The following is a 17,643-nucleotide window of genomic DNA, read 5'->3' as shown; positions in this document are numbered from 1 at the left end:
CCCGGCCGCCCCCCTAACGGGCTATGCTCGGCAAAAGCTCCGGTGCTCGGCGCGGCAACCGGGATTCTATCCGTGCCGCAACAAATTCCTACTGCTCAACAAATGGCCTTTAACGGTAGGATTAATCTTAACTGATCGATAATGCCCTAATTCCGCTCGCTTACCCAAGCCGCCAGCCGTTGCGCGATAACGTAAAGCACAGGCACGAACGGTATTGCCAGCAGCGTCGACGACAGCATGCCACCGAACACCACGGTTCCGATAGCCTGTTGGCTGGCAGCGCCCGCTCCCGACGCGCCGAGCAACGGCACGACGCCGAGAATAAAAGCAAACGAGGTCATCACTATCGGCCTAAAGCGCCGGCGCGTCGCTTCTACCGCGGCATCCGCCGCGGACTTGCCTTCGGCTTGCAGTTGCCGGGCAAATTCGACGATTAGAATCGCATTCTTGCAAGCCAGGCCGATCATTAGAATCAGCCCGACCTGCGTATAAAGGTTATTGTCAAAATCCCGTATCATTAAAGCCAGCAGCACGCCGACCAGGGCCATCGGCACAACCAGCACCACGGCCAATGGGCTGGTCCAGCTTTCGTACAAAGCCGCAAGCACCATGAACACCAACGTAATCGACAGCACATAAATAAAATAAGCTTGGTTGCCGACCTGCTTTTCCTGATAGGACGTTGCCGTCCAGTCGAAGCCAATTCCTTTGGGCAAAGTCTGATTGGACACTTGCTCCATCAAATTCAGCGCTTGCCCGGAACTGAATCCCGGAGCCGCGGCGCCGTATATCTGCGCCGCCGGGTAAAGGTTGTAGCGCGACACCAGTTCGGCCCCGACAGTTCGCCTCACGTCCAGCAAAGTCCCTAGCGGCACCATTTCGCCTTGCCCGTTACGGACATAAAGGTTTTTGATGTCTTCCGGCTGCGTACGGAACGGTGCGTCGGCTTGGACATAAACCTGGAACACTTGGTTGAATTTGTTAAACAGATTCACAAACGACGACCCCAGATAAGTTTGCAATGTCGAGAACACGTTGTTCAGAGGGATATTCAGCGACTCCGCCTTGGTCCGGTCAATATCAAGAAATAGCTGCGGACTGCGCGCATTGAACGTAGAGATCAAATTGCGCAAGCCGGATTGGGAGTTTCCCGCGCGGATGGCCTCGTCAACGGCTTTTTGCAGCTCGGCAAGTCCCAGGCTTTGGCGGTCTTCTATCATCAGCTGGAAACCGCCTCCCTGGCCCAGTCCGCGAATCGGCGGAGGAATCAAAACAAGGGAATCGGATTCTTCTATGGATGCAAGATCTTGGCGTAGGTTGGCGGTAATCTTGTCCTGGTTCAAATCCGCGCCGCGTTTTTTCCAATCGTCAAACACGATAAACGTCGTAACGATGTTAGAGACATTGGCGGAGTCCAATATCGACAGTCCGCCAATCGTTACCCACGCTTCCACGCCTCGGGTTTTATGCAGAATATCATTCAGCGCCTTGGTCACGACAATTACCCTAGGCTGCGAGGACGCATCCGGAAGCTTGGTGATAATCATCGCATAGCCCTGGTCTTCGGTCGGTAAAAAACCGGTCGGTTGATAAGCAAACTTCCATACGCTGACGGCGATGATCAGCGCATAGAGCAGAACCATCGCAACGGCCCGCTGTACCATCCAGCTAACCAGGCGCACATAAGAATTTTCGAACCACGCATAAGTTTTGTTAAAGCCGCGGAAAAACCAATTGGGCTGCTTGTCTTCAGCCGGACGCAGCCACAAAGCGCACTGGGCCGGTTTCAGCGTCAACGCATTGATCGCGCTGATAATCGCCGTGGACGCGATAACCAACGCGAACTGGCGGAACAACTGTCCGGTAATGCCCGGAAGAAACGCCGCCGGCAGGAATACCGACGTCAGCACCAGCGTAATGCCCATGACCGGCCCGGTGATTTCCTGCATCGCTTTGATCGTCGCTTGTTTCGGCGCCATGCCTTGCTCGATATGAAACGATGCGTTTTCGACGATCACAATCGCGTCGTCGACGACAATGCCGATCGCGAGGATCAGCGCGAACAGGGTCAGCAGATTGATACCGAAGCCGAGCATGTACATCGCCGCAAACGCGCCGATCAGCGTGACCGGCACCGTCGTCGCCGGTACCAAGGTGGCCCGCCAACTCTGCAAAAATACCACTACCACGACCAGCACCAGTATCCCGGCCTCGAACAGCGTAATGTAAACGTCGTGAATCGCGCTACGGACAAACCTCGTGGTGTCGTAGTGAATGTCGTAGCTCAGGCCGGGCGGGAAGTCCTTGCTCATAGAGGCCATGGCTTTTTTAACTTCATCCGCTACGTTCAGCGCGTTGGCGCCGGGCAATGTAAACACCGGCATCACGGTCGCCTTGTGGCCGCTGGATTCGGAAAAGTTGCTGAAACTCTGCCGGCTGAGTTCGACGCGGGCGACGTCGCGAATCCGCACGATTTGCGCCGACTCGCCGCGGGTGCTTTTAATCACGATATTCTCGAACTGCGAGGCATCCTCAAGTCGGCCCATCGCGTTGACGGTGAATTGAAACGCCTGGTTCGACGGAACCGGAGGGCCGCCCAGTTGCCCGGCGGCCACTTGCAGATTTTGGCTTTGGATAGCGTTAATCACATCCTGGGTCGTTAAGCTCAGGTAACGAAGCTTCTCCGGATTTAGCCAGACTCGCATGCTGTAAGGCCCTGCGCCACGCACTGCGATTTGGCCGACGCCGGGCAAGCGCGCCAGCGGATTTTGCAGGTTGATCACCGCGTAATTGGACAGAAACGTGTCGTCAAAGCGGTCGTCCTCGGAATACAGCCCGACCACCAACAAAATATCGGTGGACACTTTTTTGACGTTGACGCCCTGCGGTTGAACCGACGACGGAAGCTGCGGCAAAGCGCTGTTGACCAGGTTCTGCACCAGCGACGTAGAGGTATTCAGGTCGGTGCCGACATTGAAAGTGATGGTTAAGGTATAGCTGCCGTCGCTGGCGCTGGTCGACAGCATATACAAAGAATTCTCGACGCCGTTGACCGCCTGCTCGATCGGGATGCCGACCGTATTCGCGACCACTTCGGCGCTGGCGCCCGGATAACGGGCGGTAACTTGAATGGTCGGCGGCACGATCGGCGGATATTGCGCCACCGGCAGGTTCATGAAGCAAACCAGGCCCAGAATGATCGTGATCAGTGCAATCACGTTCGCAAAAATCGGTCTCTCGATAAAATATTGCGAAATCATTGCGCGGCTTTCCTGCTTTCGGCTGCGTCATCGGTTTTTCGTACCGGATTGACCGTGTTGCCGGGGATCGCATGTAAAAGCCCGGTTACAATCACCCAATCCCGGTCGCTAACGCCTTCCTCAATAACTTGTTGATCTTGCTCTTTGACGCCCAGTTTAACAGGCCGGCGCTCGACGACGTTGTTGTCGTTCACTACCAGCAAATATGAGCCTAGCTGGTCATAGCCAATCGCGGTTTCCGGCACCAGTAACGCCATTTTTTCGGAGTTCAGCACCAGGACCCGTACCCTGGCGAACAGGCCCGGCAATATCGCACCGTCGGCGTTCGGATAACTGGCCCTCAACAGCAGCGTGCCAGTGGTCGGCGTAATCGAGATCGCCGTGAAATCAAGATGTCCGTCATGGGGATAGCCTTGTTCGCCGGATAGCGCAAGCTGGGCCGGTATCTTTAACTTTTCGGCTTCGCCCGGACCAATGCTGGTCTGTTTGATAACCCTTAACAGGTCGGTTTCGTTGATCGTGAAGTAGACGTAGATAGGATCGGTCTGGTTGATTTGGGCCAACGGCGTGAACTCACCGGCGCCGACCAGGTTGCCGGGATCTTTGAGCCGGCGGTCGATGCGTCCGCTAAAAGGCGCAACCACCTTGGTGTAATCCAGATCCAGTTTCGCCAGACTGCGGTTCGCCTCGGCGGCTACCACGGCAGCCCTGGCGTTATCGCGCTCGAATCGCCAATTGTCGACGTCGGTTTGGGCCGCCGCATGTTGCCGGTTTAGGTCGCTGAATCGTTCCAGTTCGGTTTGCGCATGGCTCAGGCTGGCTTTTTGCTGGAGCACTTGCGCCTCCGCTTGCTTCAACCGGGCCTGGTAAGTGTCCTGTTGAAGCAGGAATAACGGTTGGCCCTTTTTTACTTTATCGCCATCGTGGAAGAACACCTTTTCCAAATAACCCTGCACCCGGGCGACCAATTGAACTGAATTGACAGCCTGGGTGTTGCCGGTAAATTCCAGATATTCACTGACTTGCCGGCGAATCGGCTGGCTCACCGTGACTTGCGACGGAGGCGGGGGCGCGTAGGTGTTTTTGTTTTCGCAACCGGCGGCGTTAAGGATTGCTATCAGCCATACAATTTTTGCGCAGGTCACCCGGATTCCCAAGCTCCAGCTTGGGAATCCGGGAGGCGAAGCTTTAGCTTCGCGAGACACGAAGCTAAAGCTTTCAGAACCCGACTCCCAAGCCGGAGCTTTCATGTTTATACGCATCTTGAAGTAGGCCGCAAACGCCAGTTCTCGCTGCCGCCGGGAGGGCTTACTTGTGCTCTGAAGGCTATTCCGGCCTACTTCCGAACCATTCCGGCATTCATTTTGGAGGACGCTTTTGAACGTCAGACTTGTGTATAACGACGAGCGCGTTGCGTGAGAGCGAGATAAACAGGAGTGCAAGCTTTGCTTGCGCTTGCAGGCGAAGCCCGCACTCCAGCTATCGGCAACTTCATTAAGAAAAACTTGGGCTGATTTCCAACCAAGAGCCTCCAGAACTGAATTCCCAAGCTGGAGTTTCGGAACTAGCAAGCCGGCAAATTTTACCATCTTGGCCAACCGACGCCGGTCGGCGTCTCGTTATCCGGCGACGGCTGGGCGGAAGGCCTTAACAATCCGCCCCAATCGGTGCGTTTTTCCATTTGCTCCTTGATCGCGTCGGGCACGACGTCGTTACCTTCCCGAACCTGCCAACCGCCGCCCAAAGCCCGGTACACGCCGACGAGGTTATTGGCAATATCCCCTAATGTACTGGCGAGATTGTCTTGTTCGCTTAACAGCGCCTGCTGAGCCGTCAGCACGGTGGTAAAATCGGTAATGCCCTGACGGTATTGCAATGTCGCCAGATCCAGCGAGCGTTGGGCCGCAGCCGTGCTTTCGCCCAAGGCTTGGGCGCGTTCCTGCGAGCGTAAAAACGCCACTAGGTTGTCTTCGACTTCCCGTTGCGCGGTCAGCACGGTGTTTTGATAATTGACCAACAACTCCTGCAACCGTGCGTCCTGCACCCGTACTTGATTGGTGATTTGCCCGTAGTTGAAAATGTTCCATTGCAGCGCCGGGCCGAAGTTGGCCGTGCGGCTTTTCCACAAGAATACATCGCCCAGCGAAAACGAGCCGACATCGCTGGACAATAAACCGAACGTGCCGGTTAAAGAAATAGCCGGATACAGGGCCGCCTTAGTCACGCCGATGCTGGCCGATTGCGCCGCAGCCTGCCATTCGGCATGACGAACGTCGGGCCGGCGGCGCAGCAGTTCGGCGGGTATGCCTACGGCTACTCGTAGCGGGGGAGACGGGATTTGTGCGGTTTCAGACAGCAAACCGTTCATCCGGTTGGGGGGCATGCCCAACAAGACGCTCAGCGCATTTTGCTGTTGGCGTAAGCCGATTGCCAACGTAGGAATGGACGCCTGCGTATTCGCCAGCACGGTCCTGGCCTGTTCGACGTCGCGTTCGGAAGTCGTGCCGCCGTTATAGCGGATCTTTGCAATATTCAGGTTTTCTTGTTGGGTATCAACATTTTGTTTGGCAATACTCAAGCGCTTCTCCAGAGTTCGGATAGTGACATAGGCATGCGCGACATCGGCGGTTAGAGTAACCAGCGCATTGTTGTAATCGGCCACCGCCGCCTGAAACCCGGCGTCCGCCGATTCGATCGCGCGGCGGTATTTGCCCCAAAAATCAAGTTCCCAACCGGCGGTAAAGCCTAACTGCGTTTGGGCATAATCGAATATCCTCGAAAAAGCTGCCTGCGAAGCACGCTCGCTAAGATGCACTTTGTTCAGCGAGCCTATTAATTGCTGGTTTTGCGGATAGAAATCGCCGATAGCGACGCCCAATTGGGCCCGGGCTTCGAGTACCCGAACCCCGGCCACGCGAATGTTCAGGTTGTCGAGATAGGCGCGCTCGACCAATTGGTTCAGGACCGGATCGTTAAATGTTTTCCACCAGCTTTGATCGGCCGAGGACGTTGTTTTAAGCCGTTTGTCCTCGGCTTCCAGCCACTGGGTTGCCGTTTCGGTGGCAGGAGAAACATAGTCGGGGCCGACCATGCAGCCGGAGAGCAGTAACGCTAATGACCAAACCGGGTAAAACCGGCGGAGCTTAATGTCCTGTCGCATTATTAACGCCTAGTTGTTTGTGCTTGTAGACCGGCCGGTTAAAACTGCACATCGAATTCAGCTACCCAATGCCATGCCTTCGATCCTCATGGCCGGTATATTTCAGTCAATGTCGATAATAAAGTATCTCTTGTTTGTAAATCGTGATGAATCCGCATGACTACTTACAATCCGCTGATTTTCCGGTTAAAGCTGAGTTGAGCGGCTTGTCCGCTCAAACGAAACTTATGGCCTTTGGCTATAATTTGAGTTTCGGTTGATGGTATCGGTTTCAGGTTAATGGAAATGCTGAATTTTGAATTGATGTGGATATAATTTAAGAAAAAAATAAAAAATAAACTTCATATGCCTAAAGATACCCTGCAGAGTGTTTTTTCATTTTCGTCTGCGAACCCGGCGATTCGATCTTATCGTTGGATATTTCACGTCGCGGTTCTGGCCGCGGCTTACTTTGTAACCGGCAAACTCGGTACTTTTTTAGCTATTCCTCCAGGCTATGCGACAGCCATTTGGCCGCCTTCGGGGATCGCTTTGGGCGGGCTCCTGATTTATGGATACCGGGCATGGCCGGGTATTTTGCTGGGTTCTTTCCTGGTCAATTTTTCGACTTCATTCATTTACATTTCCCCAACAGAAACACTTATTTCAGTCGTGACGACGTTGGTTATCGGCGCTGGAGCAAGCTTGCAAGCCATTGCCGGCGCTTATTTAGTCGGCCGGTTTGCCGGTTTTCCGAATCCGCTTATCCGGGAGAAAGAGGTCTTTTTGTTCCTGCTTTACGGCGGAATCTTAAGCGCACTGATCAATTCGACTACCGCTGTCTCGACGCTGGCCGTCACCGGGCGCATACCGCTTGCCAATTTTCCGGCTAACTGGGGAACTTGGTGGATGGGGGATATGCTAGGGATATTTATTTTTACGCCGCTTGTTTTGGTCTGGGGATTGCGGCCCCGTGAATCCTGGCGTAATAGACGCATCGCGATCACTTTTCCTATTGTCGCCATGTTCGCACTGACAACGGTCGCCATTTTTTATGAGGCCCAGAACAACAATGAGCGGCTAAAGTTCGAGTTCGACCAGCAGGCTACGGAACTGAGCGTCGCATTGGAAAAGTCGATTTTGACGCACTTAAACATACTCCGTTCCCTCGGCAGTTTCTATACCGCTTCGGCAATGGTCGGCAGAGAGGGATTTCAAACTTTTGTCGCGCATACGCTTGATGATTTTCAAGGAATTCAAGCGCTAAGCTGGAATCCCCTGATTCCGGCATCTGAACGCGAGACCTTTGAAAACGGCATACGAAGAGAAGGATTCCGGGATTTCCGGATAACCGAGAGAAATATCGATAATCAGCTTATTCGGGCGGAAGATCGTCCGGAATATGTTCCTGTCAATTTCATTGCGCCTTACGGGGGCAATGAAGCGGCGTTAGGTTACGATGTGTATTCCGATCAGTTGCGGCGGGAGGCTATCGATCGGGCACGGGATAGCGGGGAAATCGCCGCTACGGCCAGAGTTAAGTTAGTTCAGGAACACGAAAATCAGTACGGCCTTATCGCATTCATGCCGCTTTATCGCAAAGGTTTCCCGCATCGAACGCAGGAAGAGCGGCGAAATAATAATATTGCCGGTTATATGGTCGCGGTATTCAAGGGGGAGGATATTGTTAACGCGGCGCTCAAAGGCTTGAATCGGGACAGGCTATCCTACCGGCTTATCGACGAGCAGGCGCCGGCCGACGAACAGTTAATTTTTTCCAGCGATGGGCAACCGCTAAAGCCGTTGGTCTTGCAGGAAAGCGGGCTTTTCGGCAGAAATTTTTCTCTGGCAAGCCGGTTAGTCATACCGGTCGGAGGGCGTCAATGGTTGTTTGAGATCGTACCGACGCAGGATTATTTCGTTCATAGACGCTCTAATCATGAATGGTTGATTTTATTGGTCGGTTTGGTTACGACCGGCATGGGCGGTGCATTTGCAATGGTATTTTCCGGCCGTGGAAGCGTGCTTCGGCAACTGGTAGACGAGCGCACGGCGGCATTAGTTCAAAGCGAGGAGCGTTTTCGTTCTACTTTCGAGGGTGCCCCGGTCGGTGTTGTTAACGCGTCGTTGGAGGGCGGCTTTATAGCGGTTAACCAAGGATTCTGCGACTTGGTCGGATACAGCCGCGATGAGCTTTTGACGATGACTTTCATGCAATTGACCCATCCGGATTTTCGCCGGGCCGATGCCGATAGGATCAGCGAAACTTTGACCGGCGAAATTTCCGGGTTCAATGTGGAGAAGCAGTATCTGCATAAGGACGGCAGGCCGGTCTGGGGTAATTTGTCGGCCACGCTGATCCGGCGTGCCGATGGTTCGCCCGATTATTTTATTGCCGTGATCGAAAACATTGATCATCGTAAGCAGGCGGAGAAGGCGCTGAAGGAGAATGAGGTTTTCAAGCAAGCCATCCTGAATTCAGTCGTTGCCGAAATAGCCGTGCTGGACCGTGATGGCGTTATTCTTGCCGTCAACGAGCCGTGGCGGCGTTTTGCGGCTGAGAACGGCATTAAACCCGGTGTGGCAGCGGCAAAAACCGATGTCGGCACTAATTATCTGGACGTTTGCAACGCGGCAGGCAAGGGGGCTTCCGCGGATGGCGCGCTGAAAGCCTACTATGGCATCCGTGCTGTATTGGATGGCCATTTGCCCAGCTTCAGCATGGAGTATCCATGCCATTCGCTGCAACAACAACGCTGGTTCAATATGAGTGTTACCCCTCTGGGAGAGACGGGGCAAGGCGGCGTGGTCATCACCCATATGAATATCACTGTTCGTAAGCAGGTAGAGGAACAGTTGCGTATTGCCGCTATCGCATTTGAATGTCAGGAAGGCATTGTGGTGATGGACCCGAACTTGAAAATTTTACGGGTTAACCGGGCTTTCACACAGATTACAGGTTATTTACAGCAAGAAGTTGAAGGAAAATCGGCAGCCATTTTCAGGTCTGATCGGCACCCGGCTTCGTTTTACGATACCGTCTGGAACGAAGCCAAAAGTATCGGCGCCTGGCAAGGCGAATTATGGCAGCGGCGGAAAAAAGGCGAGGATTATCCGGCGCAGGTCATGGTTACGGCCGTTAGGGATGAGGGTGGTCACGTCACGCATTACGTCGGCAATATCGCCGATGCGACTAACAGCAAGCTGCATGAGCAGCAGCGCCTGCTTGACGAGGCCGCGCATCGCCGCATACTGGTGCGTGAAGTACATCACCGCATCAAAAATAATCTACAGGGCATTACCGGCATATTGCGCCAGTTTGCCGAAACCCATCCTGAGATGAGCGATCCTATCAATCAAGCTATCAGCCAAGTGCAGAGTATTTCCGTCATCCATGGCTTGCAAGGCAGTAGCGTTACGTCCGTCGTAAGGATGTGCGAATTGATCGTTGCGATAGCATCGGGCATTGAATCGATGTGTCAAAAGTCGATCGCCGTTGAAATTCCCGAAGCCTGGATGACTTGCGTTATCAGCGAGGCGGAAGCCGTACCCTTGGCCTTGGTTGCGAACGAGCTGATCTGGAATGCGATCAAACACGGCGGGGCGGAAGGACAAGTCAAAATTATGCTGAGCCAAGGGCCGCACGAAAATTCGATCCAATTGACGATTCACAATACCGGCCGCATTCCGGCCGAATTCGGTTTCGAGGATATGAGCGCTTTCGGCACCGGCTTGCAGTTAGTTTCATCGCTATTACCGCGAACAGGCGCCACGCTGGCCTGGTCGCAACAAGGCGATATTGTCGTAACCACGCTGGGTTTGGAAGAGCCCATCATCCAACGCGAACCTGCTATCTCGAATGCCTATGAATCCTGACAAAATCACTAAACACAGTCTTTTACTGGTCGACGACGAGCGCTTGGTGCTGGCGACTCTCGGTCAAGGCTTAAGCAGGGCCGGCTATGTTGTCAGCAGCGCGGAATCCGTGGATGATGCGGAAGCCTTGCTGGCGAGCGGCGAACGGCCGGACTTGGCCATTCTTGATGTCAGTATGTCCGGCAGAAGCGGTCTGGAACTGGCTGAGCGGCTGCATTTATTCGACCATATTCCGTTCATGCTGCTGACTGCCTACAGCGATCAGGAGATCGTTCAGCAAGCGGCCGCAAGCGGGGCGCTGGGGTATTTGGTGAAACCGGTCGATACGCGGCAACTGGTACCGACGATTGAGGCCGCGTTAGCTCGAGCCGCGGAGCTTCAGGGGCTGCGAACAACCGGACAGCAGTTGCAGAATGCGCTTAATAATGAGCGTGAAATCAGCATTGCGATAGGCATCACGATGGTGCAATACCGGCTTGGCCGCAAGGCCGCTTTTGAACTGCTGCGCAAAACCGCGCGTAATCAGCGCCGGAAATTGACGGAACTTGCGGCCGATGTTATCAGGGCGAGTGAAGCGCTGAATCTTGGCGGCTAGTAAAATACTCTTGCTTTCGGATTGGCTGGACGGCAACCTCCACGTTTATGCGGACAATTTGGCATTTCTCCAGTATTCACCTGTGCGAGGTGGAAGCATGATGCAAGTTGTCAAATTCCCGGGCGGAAATGAAACGATAGCGGACAGCTTCAGCGTGTAGCTGTATGTGCCGGTCTGTAGCCTGAAATCGATTAATATGCGAGGATGATTAAGACTAATATTTTTTCCGGAGTGTTTATGAATCCTAAAGATTTTTTGATGTCGGCCTGCGGCGTGCGAATGCCGCGCATTATTTACGGTACGGCCTGGAAGAAAGAACGCACCGCCGCGCTGGTCGAGCAGGCTATCGGGCTCGGTTTTCGCGGCATCGATACGGCCTGCCAGCCCAAGCATTACCACGAAGCGGGAGTCGGCGAAGGCGTAGCCGCCTGTTTGCGCCGGGGCTTGGAGCGTTCCGAACTTTATCTGCAAAGCAAATTCACGCCGTTGAACGGCCAAGATCCGGCGCGCGTGCCTTACGATCCGAATGCAAGCCTTAGCGAGCAAGTCCTCCAATCGTTCCAAACTTCGCTGCAAAATCTGCAAATGGCTTACCTGGATTGCCTTGTGCTGCATTCGCCGTTGGCAAGCCGGCAGCAAACGCTGGAAGTGTGGCGAGCGATGGAGAGTTTGTTTCATAGCGGCGGCGTTAAGCAGTTGGGTATCAGCAATTGTTACGATCCCGGACAGTTCGAGCTGTTATATCAAGAGGCCGAGATTAAACCGGCCGTTATCCAGAACCGCTTCTATCGGGAGAGCGGCTATGATCGAGCGATCCGCGATTTTTGCCGGAAGCACAATGTGATCTACCAAAGTTTCTGGACGCTGACCGCCAATCCCAATATTTTGTCGCATCCAGCCATTCAAGCGGTGGCTGCGAAGTGCGGGCGTAGCGCCGCGCAAGTCTTTTTCCGTTACTTAAGCCAAATCGGCATTATCCCGTTGACCGGGACCACATCGCCACAGCATATGCGCGACGATCTTGCGATTTTCGATTTTGAATTAACGGCCGACGATTGCACGGCTGTTGAGGCATTGCTTTAATCATGGCGTTGGATTTATCGATAGCCACGGCGGAACAACAGGACGCCGGGCAAATTGCCGCGTTGGTGAACTCGGCTTATCGCGGCGAATACAGCCGGCAAGGCTGGACTACCGAAGCGGATTTGCTGGCCGGACTCAGGACCGATACCGATGAAATCCTGGGCTTGATTGCAAGCGGCGATTCATTATTTTTGCTGTGCAAGGCCGGTGTGGAATTGGTCGGATCGGTGCATTTGCAAAAGCAGGTCGATCAAGCTTATTTCGGCATGCTGGCCGTCAATCCGTCATTGCAGGGACAAGGCGTAGGCAAACAGCTGATGCGCGAAGCAGAGCGGACCGCCCGGCAAATCTGGGGAGCTAGTACAGCGGTGATCAGCGTTATCTCATGCAGAAACGAACTGATTGCATTTTATGAACGGCGAGGTTACCGGCGCACCGGGATAAGCAAGGAGTTTCCGGTGAATCCCGAACTATGGACGCCGAAAGTGGCGGATTTGCGGCTGGATATATTGGAAAAACGCCTGACGGCAAATTGAAAGCGCTGTTCTTTATTGCCGTTTAATCCAACTACAATCATCATAATAGAAGCGCTAATCCATTAATATTAAAGAGGGAACACGGATGATACGGATGCGACGGGCTGACACGGATTTTTACGAGGCTAACTTTCTTATCCGTACCAATCCGTGTTTTCTTTTTTAGTTGCATATCAATATCGCTTAATGCAAAAACGCACCTACATAAATATCGTTTTAACTTCAGGGAAATTTCCACCCATGTTTGCACTACCTTCCGTCTGGAACCTGGTCATATCGACCCTTGTATTTATCATCGCCGCGAAGTACCTGCGCGCTTACCTGGAGGAACAGGGCTTGCCTAAAGGCGTGACGCGAGGTGTATTGGTATTTTCACTCGCCTCTTTACTGTCGTGGGGCTCCGGAGAAGCCGTGGATTGGGCGGAAGAAAAAATAGAAGGGCCGAAACCGCAGATTGCGCAAAGCCCCGGCGATATTTCGCAACTGCTGGATGCGCTCGGCCAGGCGCAATCTTCGGCAGCGCCGAAACAGCCGGTTCAGGAGAATTAAAGTTCGGTGTTGTTAAGAACATAACGAAGAAATTTAGCGTTTTAAATTTCTATTTGCACAGCCGCTCCTATAAACTAGCGCGCTTTGAAACATTAGCCGAGATTTAAATGACTGCTCCACAAATTGGTTTTATTAGTTTGGGTTGCCCCAAAGCCCTGGTCGATAGCGAAAGAATTTTAACGAAGCTTCGCGCCGAGGGTTACACCGTTTCGCCGAGTTACCAGGATGCCGACCTGGTCGTGGTGAATACTTGCGGTTTTATCGACGCGGCGGTCGAAGAATCGCTGGACAGCATCGGCGAGGCGCTGGCGCAAAACGGCAAGGTCATCGTGACCGGCTGCCTGGGTTCCAGGGAAGCTGAAATCAGGGAACGTCATCCGCAAGTTTTAAAAGTGACCGGCGCGCATGCGTTGGAAGAAGTTGTCTCGGCGGTGCATGAACATCTGCCGCCTCCGCACGATCCGTTTATCAGCCTGGTGCCGCCGCAAGGCATCAAGCTGACGCCGCGGCATTATGCTTACTTAAAGATTTCCGAAGGTTGCAATCATCGCTGCACGTTCTGCATCATCCCTTCGATGCGCGGCGACTTGGTCAGCAGGCCGGTTGACGATGTGATGTTGGAAGCCGAACGCCTGGCGAATGCCGGCGTCAAGGAATTGCTGGTGGTTTCGCAAGATACCAGCGCCTACGGCCTGGACTTGAAGTATCAAAGCCGCAACTGGAAAGGCCGCGAGGTCCGAACCCGTTTTTACGATTTAGCCGAAGCGCTCGGCGATTTGGGTATTTGGGTCAGGATGCATTACGTGTATCCGTATCCGCATGTCGATGAAGTGATTCCGTTGATGGCCGAGGGAAAAATCCTGCCTTACCTGGACATACCGTTTCAGCACGCAAATAGCAGGATTCTTAAGTTGATGAAGCGCCCGGCGGCCAGCGAAAATAATTTGGAACGCATCAAAGCATGGCGCGAAATCTGTCCTGACATTACCTTGCGCAGCACGTTTATTGTCGGCTTTCCGGGCGAAACCGAACAGGAGTTCGAGGAATTGCTGGATTTTCTCAGCGAAGCGCAAATGGACAGGGTCGGCTGCTTTGCCTATTCGCCGGTCAAAGGCGCGGCGGCCAACGATTTGCCGGACCAAGTGCCGGAAGAAGTCAAACAGGAACGCTTGGCGCGCTTCATGGCGCATCAGGCTGAAATCAGCGCCGAGCGTTTGCAAAAACGGGTAGGCCGAATCGAAACGGTATTGATTGATGAAGTGGTCGAGGAAGGCGCGGTCGCAAGAAGTAAAGCCGATGCGCCGGAAATCGACGGACAGGTCTTTATCGACGGCGCGACGCACCTGAAAGTCGGCGATTTTGTCGATGTCGAGCTGGAAGAAGCGGACGAATATGATCTTTGGGGGCATTTGGTTTAGGATATTTCAGGCTAATCGGGATGGGTATCATGGCTGAAAAAACGTTTGTAGTAACGGATTACCTGAAGTTTCGGGCGGACTTACGCGGTTTTGATTTGCTGTTAATAGAACAAATTATCCGTTACAGTTCGGAAAGGTATTATGATGCGGAAACGCAACGGGTTATCGTGGTGGGTGAACATGGCGATAAACTGGTGATGATTCCTTATGACGAAACAGAGAGGGAATTGATACCTGTCACGATACATACGACATCGCGGCAACAAATCAAATTTAGACTGACTACAGGCAGGTTGATTTATGAATAAACCAAAAATGAACTATTTCCCGGATCAAGACATTATCCACATAGCGATGACCGATGACGATGAAGCTGACAGCATGGAGCTAAGTCCAAATATCACGGCGGAATTGAATGCTGACGGCGAATTGATCGGTGTGGAAATTCTAAAGGCCAGCACCTTTTTGCGCGATTTTATTTTGGAAAGCACTCAGGCAAAACTAATGCATTTACAGCAAGCGAAACATCGCCACAATGCATAAGGTAGTCAAGTAGAGAGTACCGCGCGTCTTTTCCGTTGCTTGAAAATCTATGCTGTCACTGAAAGTCGGCGATTTGTCGATGTCGAGCTGGAAGAAGCGGACGAATATGATCTTTGGGGGCATTTGGTTTAATTCCGCGGTCCAAACCTTCCAGGTTTTAAAAACCTGGAAGGTTTATTTCCATCGTAGCAAAATACATTTATTAATTATTGAAAGGGTAAATTGCCTAACCCTAACGAGTGTTATAATATAACATTCGATTTCAGATAAACGTTTTTACAATGAACACAGTCGCCGAAGCAATTCACAACCATCCCCATCCTTCGGAACACGACCATACTAAATGCGTCAGTGAGGCCTTAGACACGGCCGAGCATTTGTGCGTGGTGCGCGGCGTGCAATTGACGCCTATCCGTCACCAGGTGCTGGAGCTGATCTGGGATAGCCACAAAGCCGTTAAAGCGTATGAATTGTTGGATAAGATCAAGCCGCTGAAAAACGGCGCTAAACCGGCGACGATTTACCGGGCGCTGGATTTTTTAATTGAACAAGGCTTGGTTCACCGGGTGGAGAGCCTTAATGCGTTTGTCGGTTGCAGTAGTTCAGGTCATCAACATGAGCAGCTGCTGTTAATCTGTAAGCATTGCAATGAAGTCGAGGAGCGCCCCGCGACTGAAGTTATGCAAGCCCTGTCGGAAGAGCTGGAGCAAGCCGGTTTTATCGTGCATAGCAAAGCCATAGAAATTCACGGTATCTGCGTTAAATGTGCGGCGTTTTACGGCGACCAAAGCTAAACCTTTTATGATCCTTCGGTAGCTTTTTTTGCTATCCGTCAAAGCCGGGCAGATTATAAATAGGCTAGGGCACGTGAAGTGCATGCTCTGCTTGCGAACAGGAAAAGCCTGTACTCCGGATATATCTCATTTGTGCCGGAAGAATTTTTGAAGATAAATAATAATTGCGCAATGTTATGTTATAACATATCATCTAATGCTAAATACTTTTCCATGCTTATTTACCATCGGGATTAATGAGTTTATCAGCGTGGCATATTAAATTTTCTTATCTTCAATTGAATATCTTGGACATCCGATGAACAAAAAAACCGCTATTTTTCTCTTTCTATCAACGGCTGTGGCAGCGCCGACAGCCTATGCAGCCGGAGCGACCGAAGAAGATATACAACAATTAGAAGATGTTGTTGTGACTGCGCCGCTACAGAACAAGGCCTCTGAGTCCGCCATCCCGGTTACGGTTTTGAGCGAAGAGGAACTACGCTTGAAAGTCGGGCACAGCATCGGTGAAACACTGAAAAACGAGCTGGGCATTACCAGCCAGTCCTTCGGTCCGGGAGTCGGCACGCCGGTCATTCGCGGTCAAAGCGGACCTCGTGTCAGGGTATTGAATAACGGCATCGGCAGCAATGATGCTTCAGCAATCAGCCCGGATCATGCCACCAGCATCGAACCGTTGCTGGCGGATCGTATCGAAGTATTGCGCGGCCCCGGTACGTTGCTTTACGGAAGCGGCGCGATCGGCGGCGTGGTCAATGTGATCGATAACCGAATTCCAGGCAAGCTCCCGGACAAATTGCTGGGCGGCGCTCTTGAGCAGCGTTTCGATTCGACCTCCGACGAAACCTCTACCGTAATGAAAATAGAAGGCGGCAAAAGTCACCTGGCTTACCATCTGGACGGTTTTTACCGCAGCCGCAATAATCTCGATATCGGCGGCTCGGCTATTGATGTCAACGCGGCTCAGGCGACTGATCCGACACTGGAGGTTATTCAAAACACCCAAGGCTTCATCAACAATACCTCCGCTCATGCGATCAGCGGGTCGGCCGGCGTTTCATTGATCGGCGATCCCGGTTTTGCCGGCGTCTCTATCAACCGATTGGAAAATAACTATGGCATTGCACCGGACGGCAGCGGCGGTGAGATTACCCGCATCGATCTGAAACAAAGCAAATACGACTTTAAAAGCGAATTGAAAAATCCGTTCAAGTTCGCTGAATCATTGCGTATGAAGCTGGGTTATACCGATTACCAACATACCGAAATTGCCGATGGAGAACCGGGTGCGTTTTTTACCAATAAAACTTATGAAAGCCGGCTGGAACTAACCCATAACCCTGTCGGGATATTTCGCGGCATGGTCGGGTTTCAAGCCATAGCCGGCGATTTTACGGCGATTGATAAATCGACCAATGAAGTAATTGTCCCCGAAACTCAAAGCAATAGTTATGGCGTCTTTGCGGTGGAATCATTCAATACCGGAGCGCTGTCTAACCAGCTTGGCGTCCGGGTTGAAGACACGACGCTGGAACCGCAAGGGTTGTCCAGCCTTAATTATGTGCCGGTCAGCGCTTCCGCTTCCAGTTTATGGAAGATAAACGACAGCAACAGCCTTAATCTGGCGATAACGCGCTCGCAACGCGCACCGCAAGTGCAGGAGCTGCTGTCCAACGGTTTTCATGATGCGACTCGCAGTTTTGAGCGTGGCGACATCAACCTGCGCGAAGAAACCTCCTACAACCTGGATTTGGGGTACAAATTCAAAGCCGACTGGATTAAAGCTCAATTGGACCTGTTCCACAATTGGGCCGGCAATTATATTTACCAGCAACGTAACGGCGAATTTA

The 17,643-nt window shown here is 52.6% G+C and carries 13 protein-coding genes; 10 read left to right on the top strand and 3 right to left on the bottom strand.

The window, feature by feature from the left end; translation table 11 throughout:
• Positions 1-146 precede the first annotated feature (146 nt).
• From EKO24_RS17445 to EKO24_RS17435, 3 genes are all read right to left on the bottom strand, one after another.
• Positions 147-3,260 carry an efflux RND transporter permease subunit gene (locus EKO24_RS17445; protein WP_127027785.1) on the bottom strand — a complete coding sequence of 1,038 codons (3,114 nt, stop codon included), beginning with the start codon at positions 3,258-3,260 and terminating at the stop codon, positions 147-149.
• Positions 3,257-4,510 carry an efflux RND transporter periplasmic adaptor subunit gene (locus EKO24_RS17440; protein WP_127027786.1) on the bottom strand — a complete coding sequence of 418 codons (1,254 nt, stop codon included), beginning with the start codon at positions 4,508-4,510 and terminating at the stop codon, positions 3,257-3,259. Before EKO24_RS17440 ends, EKO24_RS17445 begins: the two co-directional genes overlap by 4 nt.
• Before the next feature lie 332 nt (positions 4,511-4,842).
• Positions 4,843-6,420 (bottom strand): efflux transporter outer membrane subunit, encoded by a 1,578-nt coding sequence (locus EKO24_RS17435; protein ID WP_127027787.1) that lies wholly within the window; start codon positions 6,418-6,420, stop codon positions 4,843-4,845.
• Positions 6,421-6,765: 345 nt separating this feature from the next.
• On the opposite strand from EKO24_RS17435, the gene EKO24_RS17430 reads away from it, so the two are divergent.
• The 10 genes from EKO24_RS17430 to EKO24_RS17385 form a co-directional block, all read left to right on the top strand.
• Positions 6,766-10,275: a PAS domain S-box protein gene (locus tag EKO24_RS17430; protein ID WP_127027788.1), complete on the top strand. Its 3,510-nt coding sequence runs from the start codon at positions 6,766-6,768 to the stop codon at positions 10,273-10,275.
• The gene (locus EKO24_RS17425) at positions 10,265-10,870 is read left to right on the top strand and encodes an ANTAR domain-containing response regulator (RefSeq protein WP_127027789.1); all 606 of its coding nucleotides are present in this window, start codon (positions 10,265-10,267) and stop codon (positions 10,868-10,870) included. The genes EKO24_RS17430 and EKO24_RS17425 overlap by 11 nt, the downstream gene beginning before the upstream one ends.
• A gap of 237 nt (positions 10,871-11,107) precedes the next feature.
• Entirely contained in the window at positions 11,108-11,953 is an 846-nt protein-coding gene (locus tag EKO24_RS17420) for an aldo/keto reductase family protein (protein ID WP_143733248.1), read from the top strand.
• Positions 11,954-11,955: 2 nt separating this feature from the next.
• Positions 11,956-12,489: a GNAT family N-acetyltransferase gene (locus EKO24_RS17415; RefSeq protein WP_127027791.1), complete on the top strand. Its 534-nt coding sequence runs from the start codon at positions 11,956-11,958 to the stop codon at positions 12,487-12,489.
• Between the two features lie 240 nt (positions 12,490-12,729).
• Positions 12,730-13,038: a hypothetical protein gene (locus EKO24_RS17410; protein ID WP_127027792.1), complete on the top strand. Its 309-nt coding sequence runs from the start codon at positions 12,730-12,732 to the stop codon at positions 13,036-13,038.
• Positions 13,039-13,145: 107 nt separating this feature from the next.
• Positions 13,146-14,456 carry a 30S ribosomal protein S12 methylthiotransferase RimO gene (gene rimO / locus EKO24_RS17405; protein ID WP_127027793.1) on the top strand — a complete coding sequence of 437 codons (1,311 nt, stop codon included), beginning with the start codon at positions 13,146-13,148 and terminating at the stop codon, positions 14,454-14,456.
• 29 nt (positions 14,457-14,485) lie between these two features.
• Complete coding sequence (locus EKO24_RS17400) at positions 14,486-14,764, top strand: hypothetical protein (protein WP_127027794.1); 279 nt, start codon at positions 14,486-14,488, stop codon at positions 14,762-14,764.
• Positions 14,757-14,999 carry a DUF2283 domain-containing protein gene (locus tag EKO24_RS17395; protein ID WP_127027795.1) on the top strand — a complete coding sequence of 81 codons (243 nt, stop codon included), beginning with the start codon at positions 14,757-14,759 and terminating at the stop codon, positions 14,997-14,999. The genes EKO24_RS17400 and EKO24_RS17395 overlap by 8 nt, the downstream gene beginning before the upstream one ends.
• A gap of 281 nt (positions 15,000-15,280) precedes the next feature.
• Entirely contained in the window at positions 15,281-15,793 is a 513-nt protein-coding gene (locus tag EKO24_RS17390; RefSeq protein WP_127027796.1) for a transcriptional repressor, read from the top strand.
• Between the two features lie 298 nt (positions 15,794-16,091).
• A partial coding sequence (locus tag EKO24_RS17385; protein WP_143733247.1) for a TonB-dependent receptor occupies positions 16,092-17,643 on the top strand: 1,552 nt, incomplete at its 3' end.

It is taken from the genome of Candidatus Methylobacter oryzae (assembly GCF_003994235.2).
GTDB classification, from domain to species: domain Bacteria; phylum Pseudomonadota; class Gammaproteobacteria; order Methylococcales; family Methylomonadaceae; genus Methylobacter_A; species Methylobacter_A oryzae.
Note: the sequence above shows the minus strand (reverse complement) of the source record. Positions and strands in the feature narration are given on the sequence as shown.

Bases quoted from the DNA above. Each gene is read 5' to 3' on its own strand.
- EKO24_RS17445 (WP_127027785.1), bottom strand. From the start codon at position 3,260: ATGATTTCGCAATATTTTATCGAGAGACCGATTTTTGCGAACGTGATT.
- EKO24_RS17440 (WP_127027786.1), bottom strand. From the start codon at position 4,510: ATGAAAGCTCCGGCTTGGGAGTCGGGTTCTGAAAGCTTTAGCTTCGTG.
- EKO24_RS17435 (WP_127027787.1), bottom strand. From the start codon at position 6,420: ATGCGACAGGACATTAAGCTCCGCCGGTTTTACCCGGTTTGGTCATTA.
- EKO24_RS17430 (WP_127027788.1), top strand. From the start codon at position 6,766: ATGCCTAAAGATACCCTGCAGAGTGTTTTTTCATTTTCGTCTGCGAAC.
- EKO24_RS17425 (WP_127027789.1), top strand. From the start codon at position 10,265: ATGAATCCTGACAAAATCACTAAACACAGTCTTTTACTGGTCGACGAC.
- EKO24_RS17420 (WP_143733248.1), top strand. From the start codon at position 11,108: ATGAATCCTAAAGATTTTTTGATGTCGGCCTGCGGCGTGCGAATGCCG.
- EKO24_RS17415 (WP_127027791.1), top strand. From the start codon at position 11,956: ATGGCGTTGGATTTATCGATAGCCACGGCGGAACAACAGGACGCCGGG.
- EKO24_RS17410 (WP_127027792.1), top strand. From the start codon at position 12,730: ATGTTTGCACTACCTTCCGTCTGGAACCTGGTCATATCGACCCTTGTA.
- rimO (WP_127027793.1), top strand. From the start codon at position 13,146: ATGACTGCTCCACAAATTGGTTTTATTAGTTTGGGTTGCCCCAAAGCC.
- EKO24_RS17400 (WP_127027794.1), top strand. From the start codon at position 14,486: ATGGCTGAAAAAACGTTTGTAGTAACGGATTACCTGAAGTTTCGGGCG.
- EKO24_RS17395 (WP_127027795.1), top strand. From the start codon at position 14,757: ATGAATAAACCAAAAATGAACTATTTCCCGGATCAAGACATTATCCAC.
- EKO24_RS17390 (WP_127027796.1), top strand. From the start codon at position 15,281: ATGAACACAGTCGCCGAAGCAATTCACAACCATCCCCATCCTTCGGAA.